The organism is Thiothrix winogradskyi, assembly GCF_021650935.1.
GTDB classification, from domain to species: Bacteria; Pseudomonadota; Gammaproteobacteria; order Thiotrichales; family Thiotrichaceae; genus Thiothrix; species Thiothrix winogradskyi.
This window is the reverse complement of sequence record NZ_CP091244.1, coordinates 341,764-361,759: the sequence shown is the minus strand read 5'-3', so window position 1 is coordinate 361,759 and position 19,996 is coordinate 341,764. Positions and strand designations below refer to the sequence as shown.

The window sequence follows — 19,996 nt, the reverse complement described above, 5'->3', positions numbered from 1 at the left end:
CTTAAACCTTGTCTTTTTCTTTGGCTTCCGCGTCGATCACGCGCCCACCAGGAACATTTTGCGGTGGTTGTTGCGAGACTTGTTCTGAGGTTTCTTCTTCTCCACTTTTCATGGACTGTTTGAAGTTTTTGAAAGTTTCACCGAGGTCGCTTCCCATGTTGCGCAGGCGCTTAGTCCCAAACAACAACAGAATAATGACCAAAATCAGTAACAATGACCAAGGGCTGATGCCACCTAAACCCATTTCGTTTCTCCTTAAAAGTAAAGTTAATGTGTGCGGCTGGCTTTTTCGACCAGACCAGAAACGCCGGAGCGCCGGGCTAATTCTGCCAGCACTGCATCGGGGTGCAGATTCTGCTGCGCCAGTAATACCAAGGTATGAAACCATAAATCCGCGATTTCATACACAATTTTATCTTTCTCACCGTCTTTTGCTGCCATGACGGTTTCGGTGGCTTCTTCGCCGATCTTTTTGAGGATCGCATCCAGCCCCTTGGCGTAGAGTTTGGCAACATAAGAACTGTCTGGCTCCGCTTGTTTGCGGCTTTCCAGCACCTCGGCAAGTTGTGCAAGTACGTTATCATTCATCATGGGGCTGGAGTATACCTAATTCAATTGGTGCGCGGCGACTGGTGATTGTGTTTCGGTAATGTTTGGTAACAAAGCCGTCATTTTCCAGTCGGATTGTTGCGCAGCATCGTCCAATAATTTGCACAGCAGGTGCAATATCTCATTGCTTAAGTTGAGGTCGACACCTTTATCGTGGTTGTCTTTGAAAGCAATTTGCAACGCGCCGCTTTCTTTATGGCGAAAACCTGCCTTCACCACCAGCAACGGGTCTTTGCCCAGTGGCAGGTTGTCGACTTCGCGGAATGGGTTATTAAACGCGGCTTTGCTTTGCGCCCGTTCGTGTTCAAACGCGACGATGGCTTGGCGGGAACTGTAATCGCTGTGCTGTTTGACCGCAGGCGATGACATCAGCGATTCCTGTAAAACCGGCCACAGGCGCACCAGAAATCGCCGGGTTAGCCAGAAACGAAATTCTTCGTTAGCCAGGGTATTGATGCGCATCAGGATACGGTCTTCTTCCTGAATATAGCGAATTTGGATTTGTGCGGGTGCTGCCATAATCGTAAAACTCTCCTACAGCCTCATCTCAATGCCTTGGGCTGCCATGTAGCGTTTAGCATCGCCCACGGTGTATTCGCCAAAGTGGAAAATACTCGCGGCAAGTACCGCATCTGCCCCGCCTTTGAGTACGCCATCGGCTAAATGCTGCAAATTACCCACGCCGCCGGAAGCGATCAGCGGAATGCCTACGCGGTCAGTAATTGCACGGGTTAAGCCGAGGTCGAAGCCGACTTTCGTGCCATCGCGATCCATGCTTGTGACCAGCAATTCACCCGCGCCGTATTGCGCCATTTTTTCTGCCCATGCAACTGCATCAATGCCGGTACGGTTGCGCCCGCCGTGGGTGAAGACTTCCCAGCGATCCGGTTCGCCCGGTTCATTGACGCGCTTGGCATCAATTGCCACCACGATGCATTGCGAGCCGAAATAATCGGTGCATTCGCGTACCAAATCGGGGTTGGTAATCGCAGCGGTGTTAATCCCGACTTTATCCGCACCGGCATTCAACATGCGGCGCACGTCTTCGGGTTTGCGGATACCGCCGCCGACGGTGAGCGGAATGAAAACTTGCGAGGCAACGGCTTCCACCATGTGGACGATGGTGTCGCGGTTGTCGGAGCTGGCGGTAATATCGAGGAAGGTGATTTCGTCCGCACCTTCGCGGTTGTAACGCGCGGCGATTTCCACCGGGTCGCCCGCATCACGGATGTCGACGAAGTTTACGCCTTTGACGACACGACCGTTGTTCACGTCAAGGCAGGGAATGATGCGTTTGGCGAGTCCCATTATTTCTTTTCCACAAAAAGCGTAAAGTCGGTATTGCTGGCATTGAATAGCGGCAATGTATTGGTTTTGGCTGGTGTATTCACAAAGTCTCCCATGCGTTTTGTGCCATTCTCGAAGCGGTGCAAGATGGTTTTGATGGCTTCATCGCTACGGTCAATGCCAATCCATTGCCGGTTCAGGCTGGCAGCGGCAGCGAGTGTTGTACCAGAACCGGCATAACAATCGAGCACCCAGTCACCGGGGTTAGAGGATGCTTCAATAATCCGCTCCAGCATAGCAAGGTTTTTTTCGGTTGGATAACCGGTAATCTGGATATTCTGATTGTGGGCATCTTTCATGTCCAGCCAGATGTCTTGCACGGGGATACCGGCACTGTTTTCTAAGTAAACTTTACGGCGTGGGTTGCCTGTTGGCGACCAGTAAATTTCACCGCGTGCATCCATTTCATCCAGTTTATCGGGCGTGTATTGCCAGTGCTTGCCGGGCGGCGGCAACATGCCGCGCCATAATTTGCCGGTTTCACCGTTGCGCACACCGGGTGCGTGAACAGGGACTTTTTTATAACGCCGTCCCTGTTCATCGCTACACGGGTATTCTTTGAGAATGCGGGCTTCATCCCACGGTTCTAAGGCACGATTCCATACATACTGGTCGGTTTTGGTATAGAACAGAATGTAATCGGCGGTTGTGCCGTAGGTTTTGCGTGTGTAGTTTTTAGGGTTACATTTTTTGCGGGTAATGCAGTTGCGGAACTGTTGTTCGCCAAATATTTCATCCAGAATCAAGCGCATATGGAAGACCATACGACTGTCCAAATGTAAGTACAATGAGCCATCATCTGCCAATAAGCGATGAATGAGAATCAGGCGTTCACGCAATGCTTCCACAAAAGTAGTGCCTGTTAGATGGTCATCGTAAGCGTGTTGTTGTTGGCGTGATTCAAATGCCGAATCCGTGGCAAAGGGTGGGTCGATATACACTAAACGGATTTTTCCCGCCAGTGCGGGGTCATGAGCCAATGCTGCCAATGCCCCTAAATTGTCAGCATGGAATAGGCGATTATTCCCCCTGCAATACTCACGGCTGGTTTGATAATGGCCTGCGGGTGTCGCAAGAATCTCAACGGGATGTTTTTTTCCAGCGTATTCGAGGCGAAAGCCACCGGGTAAGTTTTCACCCGTTTGGCGTGGTTGCAGTGGGTACAAGCGTTTCGGAATACCAACAGCCATCTCAGCTCCTCAACCATGCAGCGGTGATACGTTCAGGGATCATGCGTAAAGTGACTACTTTTACCCGCCCCGTCCAACGGGTTTCCAGATAAGCGTAGTCGCGCCACATGGAGCCTAGCACTAATCCGGGGCCATCGTTGACGTACACGATTTTGATATGTGACATACCATGAGCATCAGCGTAGCTGATAATTTCTTGTGCCACTTCACGGTACTGCCCGGTGCGGTCGTCTTCTTGTGCGCCCCCTCGATCAGAATCATAACGTGCCAAACCAATCGCGAGAATGCGCTGCCCTTCACTAATGATAAAATCCACCGGGCGATCCGGTTTGGGATAATCATCAAAAATGCTGCCTAGCAACACGTCTTTGCCAGCACGTTCCGGGCCAATCAAGGTGCAATCGGGGTGTTGGCTACGCAGTAAATCGAATGCCCGCTCAGTGAGGTCGTAACCTTTTTTGCCTCGGTCTTTGTATTCCCATAGCAAGGCACATAACGTTTCATCAGGCATAGGGCGTTGATTAAAATGTTGCTGGACTTCGGCAATGTGGCGAAAGCCTGATCCAAACTGTTCACAGATGTGAGTGGCTTTGTTTTTAACCTTGAGCATTTCAACAGGGGTTTGTGGGCTGACATATTTTTTGAAAACACGGCAAAGTTGAATACGCATCCATTGATTAGGCGTTGCGGCAATGGATTTAAACAGAAATTCTGAAGAATGGGCGCGTTGCAATAATTGACCAAATTCAACCAGCACAGGTTCATACAAGCGGCAAGCATCATTCAAAATGTTTGGATAGTAGTCGCCCGTTGCCAGCGTAATCCACGTCGCCGCTTCATTTTGGTAGTCACTGAATCCCCGTTCTTGCGACATCAGATGTTTCCGTTGGAATCGACGTATTGTTGCGCTGCTGCCAGATCAATCGTGCCTTCGTAGATCGACCGACCGAGGATTGCACCCATAATGCCTTGGTCTTCCACCGCGCACAGGGCTTTAATGTCGTCCATATTGGTCACGCCGCCGGAGGCGACGACGGGAATATTAATACTGGCGGCAAGTTTCGCGGTTTCTTCCACGTTCACGCCTTTCATCATGCCATCGCGGGCAATGTCGGTGTAAACAATCGCGCTGACACCGGCTTGCTCAAATTGCTTGGCAAGCTCAATCGCGGAAACGGAAGACACTTCTGCCCAGCCATCGGTGGCGACCATGCCGTTTTTGGCATCAATCCCGACGATAATGTGACCGGGAAATTGCTGGCACAGGTCGATAACAAATTGCGGTTCTTGCACCGCTTTTGTGCCGATAATGCAATATTGCACGCCCGCTTCCAGATACGCCGCTACGGTGGCTGCATCGCGAATGCCGCCGCCGATTTGCACCGGCACATTCGGGAAACGTGCTGCGACTGCACGCACCACGTCGCCATTCACCGGCTTGCCTGCAAATGCACCGTTTAAATCGACCAAATGCAGACGGCGTGCGCCCGCATCCACCCAACGTTGGGCAACATCGACGGGGTTGCTGGCAAACACAGTGGTGTCATCCATACGGCCTTGGCGCAGGCGCACGCATTGGCCGTCTTTCAAATCAATTGCGGGAATCAGTAGCATAGTCACATCCTTGGTTGGGTTGCTGTATGCTACCGCAAAATGGGTGTGCAAGTCACAACCTTGAACCACGAGAACAGGACGCAGCTACATGCAGATTGCGCAGCTTCAAGCCATCGGAGAAGCACTCGGCTTCAATGCCGTCGGTGTCAGCAATATCGACTTGTCGCTTGCCGAGCAACGCTTGCTGGATTGGCTGGCGCAAGGCTATCAGGGCGACATGGCGTGGATGGCGCACCACGGCACGAAGCGCAGCCGCCCTGACGAACTGGTTTCCGGCACATTAAGCGTGATCAGCGTGCGCATGGACTATTTGCCGCCGGATAGCACCGATGCGGTGATGGTATTGAATCACCCCGAACGTGCGTACATTTCGCGCTATGCACTGGGGCGTGATTACCACAAGGTGATCAGGCAGCGGCTGGAAAAGTTTGCACAGCGCTTACAGGCTGAGATTGGTGCATTTGGCTACCGTGTGTTCACCGATAGCGCTCCGGTATTGGAAAAGCCCATTGCCGTGAAAGCAGGGCTGGGGTGGATGGGCAAACACACCAATATTCTTAGTCGTGACGCGGGTTCGTGGTTTTTTCTGGGTGAGATTTACACCGATTTACCCTTGGAAGAGACGGGCAGCGTCACTGAACATTGCGGGCAATGCACGGCGTGTATTGACGTTTGCCCCACGCAAGCGATTCTCGCGCCCTATGTGTTGGATGCGCGACGTTGCATTTCCTACCTCACGATTGAATACCAAGGCAGTATTCCTTCGGCATTGCGCCCGCTCATGGGCAACCGTATTTATGGCTGTGATGATTGTCAGCTTATTTGCCCTTGGAATCGGTTCGCGCAAACGTCGCCAGAAGCGGATTTTGCCGTGCGTAATGGTCTGGATAGCGCACGTTTGAGTGAGTTGTTCCAATGGAGCGAAACCGAGTTTATGCGCAGGTTGGAGGGTTCGCCGATTCGCAGGATTGGTTACGAGCGTTGGTTACGCAATATTGCGGTGGCACTGGGGAATGCGCCGCCGAGTTTGAGTGCACTGAACCTGTTGCGGCACAAATATGAGGCATTAGACAGTGTGTTGGTTAAAGAGCATATTCAGTGGGCGATTGATCAACAAAAACAGTGGCTTAGCGCTTAGTCTTGCCAATCATCTATAAATTTAATCCATTCATCAATAAGAAATATACACGCCTGCTGATTTTGGGCATGATAGCCACATCACAAACCCAAACCCTAAAACAACGCGATGAAAACAAGAATAGCCAGTGTGTTGTGGACGCTGTTAGCAGCGGCTGTATTGCCCGGCTGCACGACCGTAAAAGAGAATAATTTATACAGTATGTGGGAACAACGTGCCTATGGTGCTTACGGAATGCCAGTACCAGCCGCTGCCCCTGCTAGCCCGTTTATGAGTGCTGTCATGCCGTATCGTCCGGCATTAAGTAACCCATTAGATACCATCTCGGCGTCTCTGTTGCATGTTTCGCGCCCTATTTTGGAGCAAGAAACAAAATTTATCTCGCAATATTACTCACTCCAATAATATTGTATGCTATAAACCCTATTTGTTAGCCCCTGGAGTCCAACGCGGACTCCACTTTGACGCAAAGGTCTTAGCCCTTCCTTTGTGTCTTTTTGGCCAGACCCACTATTTTAGGGTCTGGCTTTTTTATGTTGGGTGTCAATTCAGGTAGAATCCGCGCCAGCCACACAATAATTATTGGGAGTGAGAGCATGGATATTTCATCATTACGTCACGAATACACCAAAGCAGGCTTAAGCCGTCAAACACTAGACCCCGATCCTTACCAACAGTTCAGTCTGTGGCTCAAGCAGGCGATAGACGGCGAAGTGATCGAACCCACCGCTATGCAGATTGCGACCGCATCCGCGACGGGAAAACCCACGCTGCGCACGGTATTGCTGAAATCTTTCGATGCCAATGGCTTTGTATTTTTCACCAATTACCACAGCCAAAAAGCCCAACAAATCACGGAAAATCCGCAAGTGGCGTTATTGCTGTTCTGGAAAGAGTTGGAGCGTCAGGTGGAAATTACCGGACGTGCCGAAAAAATCCCTACCTTAGAATCTTTGCGTTATTTCGTGACGCGCCCGCGTGGTAGCCAGTTGGGTGCATGGGTTTCCGCGCAAAGTTCGGTGATTACCTCGCGCACTTTGCTAGAAATCAAGCTGGATGAAATGAAGCGTAAATTCAGTGCAGGCGATATTCCGCTGCCGGATTTTTGGGGTGGCTACCGCATCGTGCCGGATACCATTGAATTCTGGCAAGGTCGCCCTAGCCGTTTGCATGATCGTTTTGAATACCGACGTCAGGCGGATGGCTGGGAAATTGCGAGGTTAGCACCATGAATTTCCTGCAACTGAAAATCCCCCCGCCGGTTTACTTGTTGGCGTTTGCGGGCTTGATGTGGCTCGTCAATGCGTGGTTGCCGCTGGTGCATCTGCTTGCTGCGCCTTGGAATCAGGTGGGTTTGTTACTGATTGCGGTGGCATTGTTGGTGGACTTTTGGTCGTTGGGTTTGTTTTTTCGTGCACATACCACGTTTAACCCCATTCACCCCGAACGTACCCAAGCCTTGGTCACTACCGGACCTTACCGTTACACCCGTAACCCGATGTACGTGGGTATGTTGGTGATTTTAACCGGCTGGGGTATTTGGTTGGGCAGTCTTGCGCCGTTTTTGCTGTTGCCGCTATTCGTGTGGGTATTGACGGTGGAGCAAATTATTCCTGAGGAAAAAATTCTGGAACAAACCTTTGGCGGCGCGTATCGTGACTATAAAGCGCAAGTGCGCCGTTGGTTGTGGTAAGGATACATGATGTTAGCAAAATCAATGCTGTTAGTTGCCAGCCTGTTGTTGATAACGGGCTGTAAATTGGAACTGCCGAGCCTCGGTGGAAGCAGTATCAGCGGGCCATTAACACTGGAAACCGTGACGTTTGAGCGGTTAGGCGGGCCTCAATGCCCTGATGTAGCGGGTACAACCCCTGAAAATATGCGCTGTGCCAGTTTGCGTCTGATTTACCCCAAGATTGTGGCGGCTGGCACACCCGCTGCGGCTGCGGTAATTAACCAGTATATCCAAGAGCAATTGCTGGAATACAGTGATGCTGAAGGCAAGCCACCCGCAACCCCGGACGAACTTGCCAGCATGTTTGTGGCGGATTACAACGACGTGCCGGAAGCGGCAGGTTTGTGGGAAATGGTGCGCGAGGTGGAGGTGAGTTTTGCCTCCGAACATCTGGCTACCTTGAAGATCCATGAATCGGGTTATACCGGGGGGGCGCATCCTTTTAGCGGGCAACGTTACGCGGTGTTTGATGTGAACACTGGTAAGCAATTGACGCTCAATGATTTGCTGGTGGCAGGCTATGAGGAGCGTCTGAATGTGGCAGGTGAACAGGCTTTCCGTCAGGAGCGCGGGCTGGATGCCAAGATAAGTTTGGAAGAAGCCGGTTTCTGGTTTGCTAACGGTATCTTTAAGGTCAATACCAATGTGGGGGTGTCGGGCAATGGTTTGGTGTTTAACTTTAACCCGTATGAAGTCGCCCCGTATGCAATGGGACCGACAGAGTTTACCGTTGCGTATGATGAGATCAATGCGCTGATACCGGATGGCAGTTTGCTGGCAGCGTTGGCGCGATGATCGAATATTTACGCGACCCGGAGCGCATCCACGAACAGAATTACGCCCGTTTGCGGGAGCAGGTTGATTTGAGTGCGTTTACACCAGAGCAACAACCCGTGGTTATCCAAATGGTGTTGGCGTATGGCGACCCTGATCTGGTCAAGTACATTCGTTTTAGTGAAAATGCTTTAAGCGTTGCCCGCAAGGTGATTAAGCAACGCAATAACCTGTTATACGATGCTGAACTGGTGAAACATGCGCTGAAAGAATCGTTATTGTATCAAGAACCACTGGGGTTTATGGGGCGAGCTTCGGTAATTTCTCAGGCGAAAACTACTAAGCAAACCCGTGCAATGACGGCGGTGGATTGCTGGAAACCGTATATGTCGGGTGGGATTGTGTTGATAGGACAATCGGCAACGGCATTGCTGCACCTAATCGAAATATTACAAGAGGGTGTACGTCCGCCCGCTTTGGTGATTGCTTGCCCGCGTGGCTTTGTGAATGCCCCCGAAGCTAAGAAACTGTTATGGAGGCAGCATCAGGAATTGGGCGTGGAATGCATTGTGGTGGACGGCACTCGCGGCGGCGGGGTGTTAGCCGCCGCTGCCCTGAATGCCTTATTGATGATGCAACCGACTACTCAGGCGTAATGCATCATATTTTTTCCAAATTGGCGTAACCCAACACCAGCCATTTGACGCCCACCGCTTTGAAATTCACTTGCACCCGCGAATGTGCGCCCGCGCCTTCGGAATCGGTGATCACGCCATCGCCAAACTTGGCATGACGCACCCGCTGCCCGACGCGATAGCCGGTTTCATTGAAATTGGTGGTGCGCGTCACGGGTTTGGGGGCATTGGCAGGGGCGCGGAATTGGTTATTGCCGCCAAAGCCGGTGGAATAGGTTTTCACTTTCGGGCGCACTTCTTCCACCAATTCCGGCGGTAATTCGCGCAGGAAACGTGACGGCGGGTTGAATTGGGTACGCCCGTGCAACATGCGCTGTTCGGCGTAACTCATCACCAGCTCTTTTTCCGCACGGGTAATGCCGACGTAGCACAGGCGGCGTTCTTCTTCCAACCGTGCTGGGTCATCGGCGGACATTTGATGCGGGAACAAGCCTTCTTCCAAGCCGCACAAAAATACCAGCGGAAATTCCAGCCCTTTGGCAGAGTGCAGCGTCATCATTTGCACGCAATCTTCACCGGCTTCGCCCTGACCTTCACCCGCTTCCAACGCTGCGTGGGAGAGGAAGGCGGAAAGTTCGCTCATATCCGGGGTTTCTTCGGATTGCACGTAGGTGTAACCCTGTGCGGCGGTAACTAATTCGTTGAGGTTGTCGACGCGCCCTTGCCCCGCTTCGCCTTTTTCTTTGGCGAGGAAATGCGGTTTGAGTCCGGCAAGGTCGATGACGATTTCGACTTGTTCGCGCAAGGGCAGGCTGTGAATGTCGCTTGCCATGCGTTTGATCAGTTGCACGAAACCGAGTACGCCATTGCTGGCACGCGGGGTGAAGTCGCCAATGTCAGCGGCTTGCGCGGCGGCTTCCCACAAGGACAGGTTGGTGGCGCGGGCGTGGCTGCGCAGGATGTCGACGGTGCGTTCGCCAATGCCGCGTGGTGGGTGATTGACGATACGTTCAAACGAGGCATCGTCTTGGTGGTTGACGGTGAGGCGTAAATACGCCAGCGCGTCCTTGATTTCGGCGCGTTCAAAGAAGCGTAAGCCGCCGTAGACGCGGTAGGGAATGCGGTTTTCGTTGAACGTGCTTTCAAATACCCGCGATTGCGCGTTGGAACGGTACAAAATAGCAACGTCGCGGCGCATTCCGCCCTGATCCACCCATTTTTGGATGCGTCCGGCAACAAACCGCGCTTCGTCGATTTCGTTGAAGGCGGCGTAGAGGTGCAGGCGTTCGCCGTCCTTACCATCCGTCCACAAGTTTTTGCCCAAACGTCCTTTGTTATTATCAATCAATGCATTGGCGGCTTTGAGGATATTCGCGGTGGAGCGGTAGTTTTGTTCCAGCCGCACGGTTTCGCAATCGGGGAAGTGTTTGGTGAAATTGCGGATGTTTTCGATCTTCGCGCCGCGCCAACCGTAAATCGACTGGTCGTCATCGCCCACTGCAAATACTGGATTTTTATCCCCCGCCAACAGGCGCAACCAAGCGTATTGCAGCGCGTTGGTGTCTTGGAATTCGTCCACCAAAATGTGGCGGAAACGGTTACGGTAATGTTGTTGCAAATCGGGGTTATCGCGCAGCAATTCCAGCGAGCGCAGCAATAGTTCGGCGAAATCGACCACGCCGTTACGCTGACAGGTTTGTTCGTACACGCTGTAAATTTGCACCATTTGCCGCTGGTTGAAATCGCCTTTGTCTTCAATGTGGTGCGGGCGCGAACCTTCGTCCTTACGCGCATTGATAAAACCGGCGACCTGACGCGGCGGGAAACGGGTTTCGTCGAGTTCCAACGATTTGAGGATGCGCTTGACCATGCGAATTTGGTCTTCGGAATCGAGAATTTGGAAGGTTTGCGGCAATTTCGCTTGCTGCCAGTGCAGGCGGAGCAAACGGTGTGAAATGCCGTGGAAAGTGCCGACCCACATGCCGCCGCTGGGCAGTTGCAGCAGGTCTTGGATGCGCCCGCGCATTTCTGCCGCCGCTTTGTTGGTGAAGGTCACGGCAAGGATGCTTAATGGTGAGACGTTTTCGACTTCGATTAACCAGGCAATGCGGTGGACTAGCACGCGGGTTTTACCGCTGCCTGCGCCTGCAAGGACGAGGACGGATTTGGGCGGCGCGGCAACGGCGAGTTGTTGCTGCGGGTTTAGGGGGGCGAGAATGGGGGATTGGGTATTCATAATATCCGTCGTTCGATCAATAGTTGCACGCCTGCAATGATTTCCTGCATCCGTTCTGCTGACACGTTACCGATTTTTTCGGTCAGCTCGTCCTTGTTGACGGTGTAGATTTGGGAGACATTCACCACACTGGCTTTGGAGAGGTTTGCCTCGCCTTTATTCAGGAGGACGTTGCCGGGGGATTGCGCCCGCTTGAGGTTGGAAGTGAGGCTGCAAACCACTACCGTGCTAATCAGGCTGGCATTGAATACGTCATTTTGCAGCACCAAATGCGGGTGTCGGTAGCCTGGTGCTGAACCCGTGGGTTCACCTAAATCAACCCAATAAATCTCACCTTGCTTGATTACCATGCTTCTGTCTCAAGACAGCGAGCTTGTTTTTGTTTCATTGCGGTTTGTACTTGTGTTTCTTCGGCATCCGGCGCGGCATCGTCGTAAGCGGCGTTGATTTGTGCCAGTAATTGGCGATTTTTGTTTTTAGCAATGAAGTCTTCTACCGCCAGCATGAACAGTTTGCTGCGGGAAATGTGCAGTTCTTGCGCCAGTTGGTTGATGGCATCAAACAAATCTTGCTGAATGGAAATGGCTGTTTTGATACTAGTCGACATGGTGACACCTGTTTAAATAGGGCAAATGCTACAGATAGTATTGACGTTGGTTATACTGGTGTCAATACTATGGGCAATACTGTTACCAAGGAAACCACCATGCAAATCTGGGTCGATGCCGATGCCTGCCCCAATGTGATCAAGGAAATCCTGTTTCGCGCGGCGGAACGCTTGCAAATTCGCACCACGCTGGTGGCGAATCAGCCCTTACGGATTCCGCCATCACTCTACATCAAAACCATTCAAGTGCAGGCGGGCTTTGATGTGGCAGATAACCGCATCGTGCAAGATTTGGAAGCAGGCGATTTGGTGATTACCGCCGATATTCCATTGGCGGCAGAGGTCATTGAGAAAAAGGGACACGCGCTGAATCCACGTGGGCAGTTTTACACCCCGGAAAATATTCGTGAACGTTTGCGGGTGCGTAATGCGATGGAGGAAATGCGCAACAGCGGGGTGATGACTGGCGGGCCTGCGACCTTGAATTTGAGTGATCGGCAGGCGTTTGCGAATCAGTTAGACCGTTTCCTCACCAAGCACGGCTTAACGCCGCGCAAGGTTTGAACGGGTCAGGCAGGATGCTGTTGGCGGCGTGTCAGCGGTAATGAGAGCAATAATGCCGCGAGTACAAACGCGGTGGAAAACCACAAACAGCCTTCCAGACCGTACTGCTGATAACTCCAGCCAGATAACACCGTGCCGATTAAGCGCCCACCGGCATTCGCCATGTAGTAAAAACCAACTTTCAATGCCACCTTGTCGTGATCGGCATACGCCAGAATCAGGTAGGAATGCAGCGCTGAATTGATGGCAAATACCACGCCGAAAATCAGCAATCCCGTGACTAACACGGTTCCGGCATCCCAGCCTTGCGCCAGTGCCAGCGCAATACCAGCCGGAATGACCAGCAATATCAATGCCCAGAATTGCGCCGCCCCCGCACCTAGCGAGTGTTCTTTCAGCCGCAATAAAGCGGGCGCACTGGCTTGCACGATCCCGTAACCAATGACCCAGGTTGCCATAAAAGTGCCGACTTGTGCATAATTCCAGCCCAATACGCCGACCATAAATACCGGCACGGCGACCACGAACCACACATCCCGCGCCCCGAACAGGAAAAACCGCGCTGCCGACAACCAATTAATCTCCGCTTTATGGGAGAATACCTGCGAAAACTTCGGTTTAGACTTGGATTTGCCAATCTCATCGGGTAACAGCAATAGGGTAATCAGGGTCACAACAAACAAGCCACCCGCGAGGATCAGCAGCGCGTATTGGAACCCAACGACTTGCAACAATACCGCACCGAGGAAAAAGCCCGCACCTTTCAACGCATTTTTCGAGCCGGTCAGCACTGCTACCCATTTGAATAAACGGGTATTCGCACCCTTGGGCACGAGGGTTTTGACGCTGGCTTTCGCCGACATTTTGTTCAGGTCTTTGGCAATGCCAGAGAGGGCTTGCGCTGCCATCACATACGGCACTGAAAGCAAATGCGTGGGAACCAGCATCCCCAGTGCCACGATTTGCAGCAGCATTCCTATGTGCATGGTGACATTTAACCCCAGCCGTGCCGCGAGCCAACCCCCGACCAGATTGGTGACAATGCCGAAAAATTCGTAGAACAAAAACAGCATGGCTACCTGAAACGGCGAATAACCGAGCTGGTGGAAATACAGCACCACCAGCATACGGATTGCGCCATCGGTGAGGGTGAATGCCCAGTAACCGAAGGTGACGGTGAGGTAGTTGCGCAGGTTGGCTGTCATGGCAGGTTTGCGACTACTTTCGCTGCCAGTTCCATCATGCGATTCATGTAGCCCCATTCATTGTCATACCAGGCATAGATTTTCACCTGTGTGCCGTCGATGACCATCGTGGACGGTGCGTCGATAATGGACGATCGCGGATCGTGTTTGTAATCCACCGAGACCAGCGGGCGTTCTTCGTAACCCAAAATATCCTTCAGGTAGGTTTCTGAGGCTTCTTTGAAATAACCGTTCAGCTCTTCGGCGGTGACTTCGCGGGCGGCTTCAAACACGAAATCGGTGAGGGAGGCATTCAGCAACGGAATCCGTACCGCGTGACCGTTGAGCTTGCCTGCCAGTTCGGGGAAGATTTTGGTGATGGCTTTGGCAGAACCCGTGGTGGTCGGAATCATGGATTCGCCACATGCGCGTGCGCGGCGCAAATCCTTATGCCCCTTGTCGATAATGGTTTGGGTGTTGGTGATATTGTGTAACGTGGTCATGCAGCCGTGTTTAATGCCGACTTTTTCGTGCATGACTTTAACCACGGGCGCTAAGCAGTTGGTGGTGCAAGACGCGGCGGTAATCAGGTGATGCTCATCCGGTTTGTACCAGTCGTCATTCACGCCGTAAACAATGTTTAGTGCGCCTTCGACGGGGGCAGCAACGATGACTTTTTTTACACCCTGATCGAAATACGCCTGCAATTGCTCGATTTTGCGGAATTTGCCGCTGCATTCCAGCACGATGTCACAGCCAGACCAGTCGGTGTCTTCAATGGCTTTGTTGGAGGTGTAGGCAATCGTTTGCCCATCCACCAGCATAGTGTTCTCATCCGCGCTGCATTCCGGCGACCAAATGCCGTGGATAGAGTCGAATTTCAGCAAATGTGCGGAAGTTACAGCATTGCCTGCAATTTCATTGACTTGCGTGAACGTAAATGCCGAGTTGCCCCATGCGGCGCGAATGCCCAAGCGCCCCATGCGCCCGAAGCCGTTGATACCAATCGTTGCCATCGTGATGTTCCCGTTGATTACACAGTGGTGGCGATTATATACGCCAAGTCGAATATAATTGAACCCTTGTCACAAAAACTTCATCTTTCTATGTGCCTGCGCAAGCTCATGCATCCGCGCTATACTTGACATTGTTCTTCAGGATTCGCCGACTGTATGTTATTGGAAACGTTTACCAAAGCCCTTGCCGATCAAACCCGCTTGCGTCTGTTGCTGTTGTTAGCCAATGGGCGCGAATTGTGCGTGTGCGAACTTACCCAAGCGCTGGAACTGGCGCAACCGAAGATTTCCCGGCACTTGGCGATTTTGCGCGAAACCGGTGTCTTGCAGGATCGGAAAGCAGGGTTGTGGGTGTATTATTGCTTGCACTCTGAATTGCCGACGTGGGCACTGGAAATGTTGGTTAGTTTGCGGCAAGGGAGTGCCAGCGAGACCATTTTTCAGTTGGATCAACAGCGTTTGTCGGCGGCAGAGCGGCAGAGTGATGGCATTTCTAGTGGTGACTCTATGGTGACGCGGTGCTAACTCAATGCTAACTCAAAACGTTTTTTCTGAGGTATGTCTTTGAAAATATTGGCGCACCCGGCTGGAATCGAACCAGCGACCCTTGGCTTCGGAGGCCAATACTCTATCCCCTGAGCTACGGGTGCGTTGCAGAGAGTGCATCATACCCAAGGAGCACCGTCACGTCTATGATAGTGTTAGTGCGGACAATTGCATTTTTTAGTATGATTCAGGTCAAGTTTTCGTTGCCGACAGATAGCGAATATTAGGGATTTTGAATATAATCCGTCGGTTTATGATTTTCTGATGTTTTTAAGATTCACAGATTGTTAGGCGCTTAACGCCCAGTCTACAGGAGGATACACGTGGCTCACTCTACACCTAAAGACCCTATGGCTACACCAGTGCTGATTGGTGGTCTCGTTTTGATCGGCGCAGCGGTGGCTGTGTTGGTTTCTAACCTATTCAGTACCATTGAGAAAAACTCAATCAAAGGCGAAATTGATACCACTTCGCAAGTGGTTGCAATGGATGCGAACCTTGCACCGATTGGTAAAGTTAACGCGGTCGATAAGTCTATCGTCAAGGAAGCGCGTTCCGGCGAAGCGGTTTACACGGCAGTTTGTGCAGCCTGCCATACCAGCGGTGTTTTGAATGCGCCAAAAATTGATGACAAGGGTGCATGGGATGCGCGTGTTGCCAATGGTCTGGATGGTCTGATGAAAAATGCGACAAATGGTCTTAACAGTATGCCAGCACGTGGTGGTGATCCCTCCATTACTGACGAAGAGCTGAGCAATGCTATTGTTTATATGACCGGCAAAGCGGGTCACGATTTGTCTTCTCAAGCTAAACCTGCTGCGGCTGCTCCTGCTGCGGCTGCCCCAGCTCAAGCGGCTGCTCCTGCTGCGGCTGCCCCTGCTGCGACTGCCCCAGCCCAAGCGGCTGCTCCTGCTGCGACTGCCCCAGCCCAAGCGGCTGCTCCTGCTGCGACTGCCCCAGCTCAAGCGGCTGCTCCTGCTGCGGCTGCCTCTGCTCAAGCTGCCGCTCCTGCTGCGGCTGCCTCTGCTCAAGCTGCTGCTCCTGCTGCGGCTATCAATGGTGAGAAGGTTTACAAAGGTATTTGCTTCTCTTGCCATGACGTTGGCGTTGCTGGTTCTCCGAAACTGGGAGACAAGGCAGTATGGGCACCACGCATTGCTACCGGTGCGGAAGCACTGTATGCCACATCCCTCAATGGTAAAGGCGCGATGCCTGCCAAAGGTGGCAACCCAGCATTATCAGATGATGAAATCAAAGCGGCAGTTGATTACATGGTTGCCCAAAGCCAGTAATAACGGTTGTTATGTCGGTCGCTCATGGCCGAACCAAGGAAAGGCGCTACAAAGCGCCTTTCTTTTTTGCAGTGCACGAAATTGCGGGTAGTATGCCTGCATGAAAACACCTAGCACTTCACACACCTATTCCTGGCAAGAACTATTCCAGCGGATGCTCACTCATCGCAAGGAACTGGTGATTGCTAACCTCGTGGCGATTTTCGCGGTACTGATTAGCGTACCGATCCCGTTGTTGATTCCGCTGCTGGTTGACGAGGTATTGCTCGACAAACCCGGCTGGCTTGTGGCGTGGATGAATGGCTTGTTTCCCGCCGAATGGCACGGTGCGGTGTTATACATCAGTTTCATTACGGTGCTAACTGTCATTATGCGCTTGGCAGGCTTGGCAGCGGGTGTATGGCAAAACCGTGAATTTACCCTGATCAGCAAGGAACTCACCTACAGCATCCGCCGCCGTTTGCTGGGGCATATTCAAACGGTGGAAATGACCGAATACGAAACTCTCGGCAGTGGTACGGTCAGCTCGCGGCTGGTGGTGGATGTGGAAACCATCGACAATTTCCTCGGCATCAGTATCAGCAAATTCATTGTCGCCATTCTCACCCTGATTGGGGTAACGGCGATATTGCTGTGGTTGCATTGGCAATTGGCGTTGTTTATTTTGCTGCTGAATCCGCTGGTCATCTTGCTGACCACTAAATTGGGTTCTTATGTCAAAGACTTGAAAAAGCAGGAAAACAGTGCATTCGAATTATTCCAGCAAGCCTTGACCGAAACCCTCGATACCATCCAACAAATCCGTGCCAGCAACCGCGCCAGCAGTTTTTTCGGGCGTGTCACCGAACACGCGCAACAGGTGAAACAACACGCGGGGCAATTTGCTTGGCGTAGCGATGCTGCCAGCCGCTTATCTTTTACGGTATTCATCGCGGGGTTTGACCTGTTTCGTGCGGTCAGCATGTTAATGGTGGTGTTTTCCGATCTCAGTATTGGCGAAATGTTCGCGGTGTTCAGCTACCTGTGGTTCATGATGGGGCCGGTGCAGGAAGTACTGGCGATTCAATACGGTTGGTACGGTGCAAAAGCCGCGTTGCAGCGCATTAATACCTTGCTGGAAATGCAACCCGAACCCGCTTACCCGCATACGCACAACCCCTTTGCAGGCAAAACCACGGTCAGCGTGCGGGCGGAACACATTACCTTTGCTTACGGTGACAAGCCGCCGGTCTTGCGGGATGTGAATCTGACCATTCGAGCGGGGCAGAAAATTGCACTGGTGGGCGCAAGCGGCGGCGGCAAATCGACCTTCGTGCAAGTGTTATTAGGCTTGTACCAGCCGCAGCAAGGGCAATTGTATTTTGACGGTGTACCCGTCACGGAAATTGGTTTGGATGTGGTGCGCGAACACGTTGCCACGGTATTGCAACAACCCGCACTCTTCAATGATACGGTACGCGCCAACCTGACCCTAGGGCGGCAAGCGTCGGATGATCAATTGTGGGAAGCCTTACGCATTGCGCAATTGGATGACACCATTCGCGAACAGGCGCAAGGCTTGGAGACGATTGTGGGGCGGCAAGGCATACGTTTATCCGGTGGGCAACGCCAGCGGCTGGCGATAGCGCGGATGATTTTATCCGACCCCAGCGTGGTGATTTTGGATGAAGCGACTTCGGCACTGGATACGGCGACAGAGCAAAAACTCCACGCCGCCATGAGCGAATTCCTGCAAGGGCGTACCACCCTGATCGTGGCACACCGCTTGAGTGCGGTGCGCCAAGCTGATCACATTTTCGTGTTTGAAGACGGTGGCATCAGCGAACAAGGGAGTCATCAGGAGTTGCTGGAACAGGATGGTCTGTACCGGAAATTGTACGGTTAGGCGGATTCTCCGCTGTGAGTGCGTACCAGTCGAAGTGGCGGGTGGCTAACATTAGCAGCGCGAGTACCGCAAAAATTAGCACACTGCCCATGAGCAAGGCGTTTTCCTCTGCCTGCAAAATCAGGTAGAGCAAGGCATACAAGCCCGCCAGCCCCGCGCCCAGCAGCAAGCCCAGTTTGTGGCTGTGTAAAATTGCCCCGAAATATAAGGTGAGCAAGCCGGTGCTGGCGAATGCCGCCGCTGTATACGCCCGCAAGAAATCGACGTGTTCTGACAAGGAAATCAGCAACAGGTAGAACACCAGCAGCGCAAAGCCCACCAGCGTGTATTGCACTGGATGTACCCGCAATTTTTTCAGCAATTCAAACAAAATCAGTACCACAAAGGTGAGAATAATGAACAGGGCAGCGTATTTGATGCTGCGTTCGGATTGCTGATACACATCCACCGGCTGGATTAGCTCGAAACCGACGGCACGTTCCAGCAAGCCGCTGCATTCACCAGCACGGCATTGCTCCAACGCCCCACTGACGTTGTAGGAAAATGACGACGCTTTCCATAAGGCATTGAAACCATTGGCATGGATGTCACGGGTTTCGGGCAGCAATTCGCCACTGAAGCTGGGGTGTGGCCAGTTGGCAGCGAGTTTTACCGCGCTGTTTTCGGCGAGCAGGGCGAAATTCATGGAACGCATTCCGCGCAATTCCAGCTCAAATTGAAACGGGATACGGCTGGCTTGGTTAAGGTCGAGTGCGGGCAATTTGGCGTGCATCCCCGCGCTGGCACTGCCGGGGAGGTTATTGCCGGGTTTGAAATTGACGGTTGCGCCGTTCCATTGCAGGCTGGGTGGGGCAGCAATACCGCGTTGGTCGCGTACCATGACGGCGAGTTGCGGACTTTCCCAGCGGATTTGTTTGCCCTTGGTGTCGGCGATTAAATCCAGCAAGGGTTGGGTGTTGAAGGTGCCGCTGACTTGCAAGCCGCTGCTGTAAACCGGTACGTCGTAAATGCCTCGATAACGCAGTGAACTGTCTAACGTGCTAGTGATGTCGAGTTGGTTGGGAATCAGGTGCAGCGCGTCTTGGTCGGTGACTTCGCGCAGGATTTCGCGTTCTTTGCCATCCTTGTCCTTGACCAGTTCTTTGACATTGTAGGTGAGTTGATAGGGGATGGTGAGCAAGGGACCAGCAAGGGTTTGCATCCCCGGCCAGCTTTGCTCAATGCTGCTGTAAGCTTGTTGTCGCCAACTGGCGCGTTCGCCGACCAGCCCCAGCATAAAGGCTTGCGGGATCAGCAAAAACAAAATCAGGCAGGCAATAATGACCAGTTTGAGGTAATAACGCTGGTTCGGCACGGGATGCTCCTTGGGTTAGTGACTGGATTGAGCATCATCATAAATAGGAATAATGGAGGTTTGATGCGGGCGGTGTGGAAAAAGCGTGGAGCAGGGTGCAGGTTTGGTGCAGAGGTAATGATAGTCAGCAGATAGATGATTATGGGCGTAATATTCTATAGCTCACTTATCAATTTTACGCCCATATTGCAAAGGTATGAGCCGTTTGTACGGGCGCAAAACGCGATCGAAGTCAAAATGTCTGCCCATTGTGAGTGCTGCCGGATACTG

The 19,996-nt window shown here is 52.3% G+C and carries 23 protein-coding genes and 1 tRNA gene; 10 read left to right on the top strand and 14 right to left on the bottom strand.

Going from position 1 to position 19,996, the window contains the following annotated elements; all coding sequences use genetic code 11:
• Position 1: 1 nt before the first annotated feature.
• From tatA to hisA, 7 genes are read right to left on the bottom strand one after another with little or no spacing between them, the layout of a single operon-like run.
• Complete coding sequence (tatA, locus tag L2Y54_RS02055; protein WP_236499549.1) at positions 2 to 244, bottom strand: twin-arginine translocase TatA/TatE family subunit; 243 nt, start codon at positions 242 to 244, stop codon at positions 2 to 4.
• 23 nt (positions 245 to 267) lie between these two features.
• Positions 268 to 588 (bottom strand): phosphoribosyl-ATP diphosphatase, encoded by a 321-nt coding sequence (locus tag L2Y54_RS02050; protein ID WP_236501981.1) that lies wholly within the window; start codon positions 586 to 588, stop codon positions 268 to 270.
• Positions 589 to 606: 18 nt separating this feature from the next.
• A complete protein-coding gene (locus tag L2Y54_RS02045) occupies positions 607 to 1,128 on the bottom strand; it encodes a hypothetical protein (RefSeq protein WP_236499548.1) in 522 nt (173 codons plus the stop codon).
• Positions 1,129 to 1,143: 15 nt separating this feature from the next.
• Entirely contained in the window at positions 1,144 to 1,917 is a 774-nt protein-coding gene (hisF, locus tag L2Y54_RS02040; RefSeq protein WP_236499547.1) for an imidazole glycerol phosphate synthase subunit HisF, read from the bottom strand.
• On the bottom strand, positions 1,917 to 3,146 hold the full coding sequence (locus L2Y54_RS02035; RefSeq protein ID WP_236499545.1) for a site-specific DNA-methyltransferase: 1,230 nt from the start codon (positions 3,144 to 3,146) through the stop codon (positions 1,917 to 1,919). Before L2Y54_RS02035 ends, hisF begins: the two co-directional genes overlap by 1 nt.
• A gap of 1 nt (position 3,147) precedes the next feature.
• On the bottom strand, positions 3,148 to 4,020 hold the full coding sequence (locus L2Y54_RS02030; protein WP_236499544.1) for a hypothetical protein: 873 nt from the start codon (positions 4,018 to 4,020) through the stop codon (positions 3,148 to 3,150).
• On the bottom strand, positions 4,020 to 4,760 hold the full coding sequence (hisA, locus tag L2Y54_RS02025) for a 1-(5-phosphoribosyl)-5-[(5-phosphoribosylamino)methylideneamino]imidazole-4-carboxamide isomerase (protein ID WP_236499543.1): 741 nt from the start codon (positions 4,758 to 4,760) through the stop codon (positions 4,020 to 4,022). The genes L2Y54_RS02030 and hisA overlap by 1 nt, the downstream gene beginning before the upstream one ends.
• A gap of 88 nt (positions 4,761 to 4,848) precedes the next feature.
• Here hisA and queG point away from each other — a divergent pair, with 88 nt between their 5' ends.
• The 6 genes from queG (at position 4,849) to L2Y54_RS01995 (ending at position 9,063) form a co-directional block, all read left to right on the top strand.
• Positions 4,849 to 5,898 carry a tRNA epoxyqueuosine(34) reductase QueG gene (gene queG, locus L2Y54_RS02020; RefSeq protein WP_236499542.1) on the top strand — a complete coding sequence of 350 codons (1,050 nt, stop codon included), beginning with the start codon at positions 4,849 to 4,851 and terminating at the stop codon, positions 5,896 to 5,898.
• Between the two features lie 108 nt (positions 5,899 to 6,006).
• Entirely contained in the window at positions 6,007 to 6,303 is a 297-nt protein-coding gene (locus tag L2Y54_RS02015; RefSeq protein ID WP_236499541.1) for a hypothetical protein, read from the top strand.
• Between the two features lie 191 nt (positions 6,304 to 6,494).
• Entirely contained in the window at positions 6,495 to 7,130 is a 636-nt protein-coding gene (gene pdxH / locus L2Y54_RS02010; RefSeq protein WP_236499540.1) for a pyridoxamine 5'-phosphate oxidase, read from the top strand.
• A complete protein-coding gene (locus tag L2Y54_RS02005) occupies positions 7,127 to 7,591 on the top strand; it encodes a methyltransferase family protein (RefSeq protein ID WP_236499539.1) in 465 nt (154 codons plus the stop codon). Before pdxH ends, L2Y54_RS02005 begins: the two co-directional genes overlap by 4 nt.
• Before the next feature lie 6 nt (positions 7,592 to 7,597).
• Positions 7,598 to 8,428: a DUF3298 and DUF4163 domain-containing protein gene (locus tag L2Y54_RS02000; protein WP_236499538.1), complete on the top strand. Its 831-nt coding sequence runs from the start codon at positions 7,598 to 7,600 to the stop codon at positions 8,426 to 8,428.
• Entirely contained in the window at positions 8,425 to 9,063 is a 639-nt protein-coding gene (locus L2Y54_RS01995; RefSeq protein ID WP_236499537.1) for a precorrin-8X methylmutase, read from the top strand. The genes L2Y54_RS02000 and L2Y54_RS01995 overlap by 4 nt, the downstream gene beginning before the upstream one ends.
• A gap of 4 nt (positions 9,064 to 9,067) precedes the next feature.
• Here L2Y54_RS01995 and uvrD read toward each other — a convergent pair whose 3' ends face one another.
• The 3 genes from uvrD to L2Y54_RS01980 are packed head-to-tail and all read right to left on the bottom strand — an operon-like array spanning position 9,068 to position 11,885.
• Positions 9,068 to 11,278, bottom strand: a complete 2,211-nt coding sequence (gene uvrD, locus L2Y54_RS01990; RefSeq protein WP_236499535.1) for a DNA helicase II — start codon at positions 11,276 to 11,278, stop codon at positions 9,068 to 9,070.
• On the bottom strand, positions 11,275 to 11,628 hold the full coding sequence (locus L2Y54_RS01985) for a type II toxin-antitoxin system PemK/MazF family toxin (protein WP_236499533.1): 354 nt from the start codon (positions 11,626 to 11,628) through the stop codon (positions 11,275 to 11,277). The genes uvrD and L2Y54_RS01985 overlap by 4 nt, the downstream gene beginning before the upstream one ends.
• Positions 11,622 to 11,885, bottom strand: coding sequence for a hypothetical protein (locus tag L2Y54_RS01980; RefSeq protein WP_236499532.1), 264 nt, complete (start codon positions 11,883 to 11,885; stop codon positions 11,622 to 11,624). The genes L2Y54_RS01985 and L2Y54_RS01980 overlap by 7 nt, the downstream gene beginning before the upstream one ends.
• 99 nt (positions 11,886 to 11,984) lie before the next feature.
• Between L2Y54_RS01980 and L2Y54_RS01975 the strand changes: the two genes are divergently transcribed.
• The gene (locus L2Y54_RS01975; RefSeq protein ID WP_236501980.1) at positions 11,985 to 12,449 is read left to right on the top strand and encodes a YaiI/YqxD family protein; all 465 of its coding nucleotides are present in this window, start codon (positions 11,985 to 11,987) and stop codon (positions 12,447 to 12,449) included.
• A gap of 5 nt (positions 12,450 to 12,454) precedes the next feature.
• Here the strand turns inward: L2Y54_RS01975 and arsJ are convergent, their stop codons facing one another.
• Both arsJ and L2Y54_RS01965 read right to left on the bottom strand, forming a co-directional pair.
• Positions 12,455 to 13,654, bottom strand: a complete 1,200-nt coding sequence (gene arsJ / locus L2Y54_RS01970) for an organoarsenical effux MFS transporter ArsJ (protein ID WP_236499531.1) — start codon at positions 13,652 to 13,654, stop codon at positions 12,455 to 12,457.
• Positions 13,651 to 14,649 (bottom strand): ArsJ-associated glyceraldehyde-3-phosphate dehydrogenase, encoded by a 999-nt coding sequence (locus L2Y54_RS01965; protein WP_236499530.1) that lies wholly within the window; start codon positions 14,647 to 14,649, stop codon positions 13,651 to 13,653. The genes arsJ and L2Y54_RS01965 overlap by 4 nt, the downstream gene beginning before the upstream one ends.
• Positions 14,650 to 14,805: 156 nt before the next feature.
• Here L2Y54_RS01965 and L2Y54_RS01960 point away from each other — a divergent pair, with 156 nt between their 5' ends.
• Positions 14,806 to 15,174, top strand: coding sequence for a metalloregulator ArsR/SmtB family transcription factor (locus L2Y54_RS01960; protein WP_236499529.1), 369 nt, complete (start codon positions 14,806 to 14,808; stop codon positions 15,172 to 15,174).
• A gap of 49 nt (positions 15,175 to 15,223) precedes the next feature.
• On the opposite strand, the gene L2Y54_RS01955 is transcribed toward L2Y54_RS01960, so the two are convergent.
• A tRNA-Arg gene (locus L2Y54_RS01955) sits at positions 15,224 to 15,299 on the bottom strand.
• Between the two features lie 219 nt (positions 15,300 to 15,518).
• Between L2Y54_RS01955 and L2Y54_RS01950 the strand changes: the two genes are divergently transcribed.
• Together L2Y54_RS01950 and L2Y54_RS01945 are read left to right on the top strand one after the other, a co-directional pair.
• Positions 15,519 to 16,487, top strand: coding sequence for a c-type cytochrome (locus L2Y54_RS01950; RefSeq protein ID WP_236499528.1), 969 nt, complete (start codon positions 15,519 to 15,521; stop codon positions 16,485 to 16,487).
• Between the two features lie 100 nt (positions 16,488 to 16,587).
• On the top strand, positions 16,588 to 18,372 hold the full coding sequence (locus L2Y54_RS01945; RefSeq protein ID WP_236499527.1) for an ABC transporter ATP-binding protein: 1,785 nt from the start codon (positions 16,588 to 16,590) through the stop codon (positions 18,370 to 18,372).
• On the opposite strand, the gene creD is transcribed toward L2Y54_RS01945, so the two are convergent.
• Positions 18,305 to 19,726 carry a cell envelope integrity protein CreD gene (creD, locus tag L2Y54_RS01940; protein WP_236499526.1) on the bottom strand — a complete coding sequence of 474 codons (1,422 nt, stop codon included), beginning with the start codon at positions 19,724 to 19,726 and terminating at the stop codon, positions 18,305 to 18,307. The two genes, L2Y54_RS01945 and creD, sit on opposite strands and share 68 nt — an antisense overlap.
• Positions 19,727 to 19,996 lie beyond the last annotated feature (270 nt).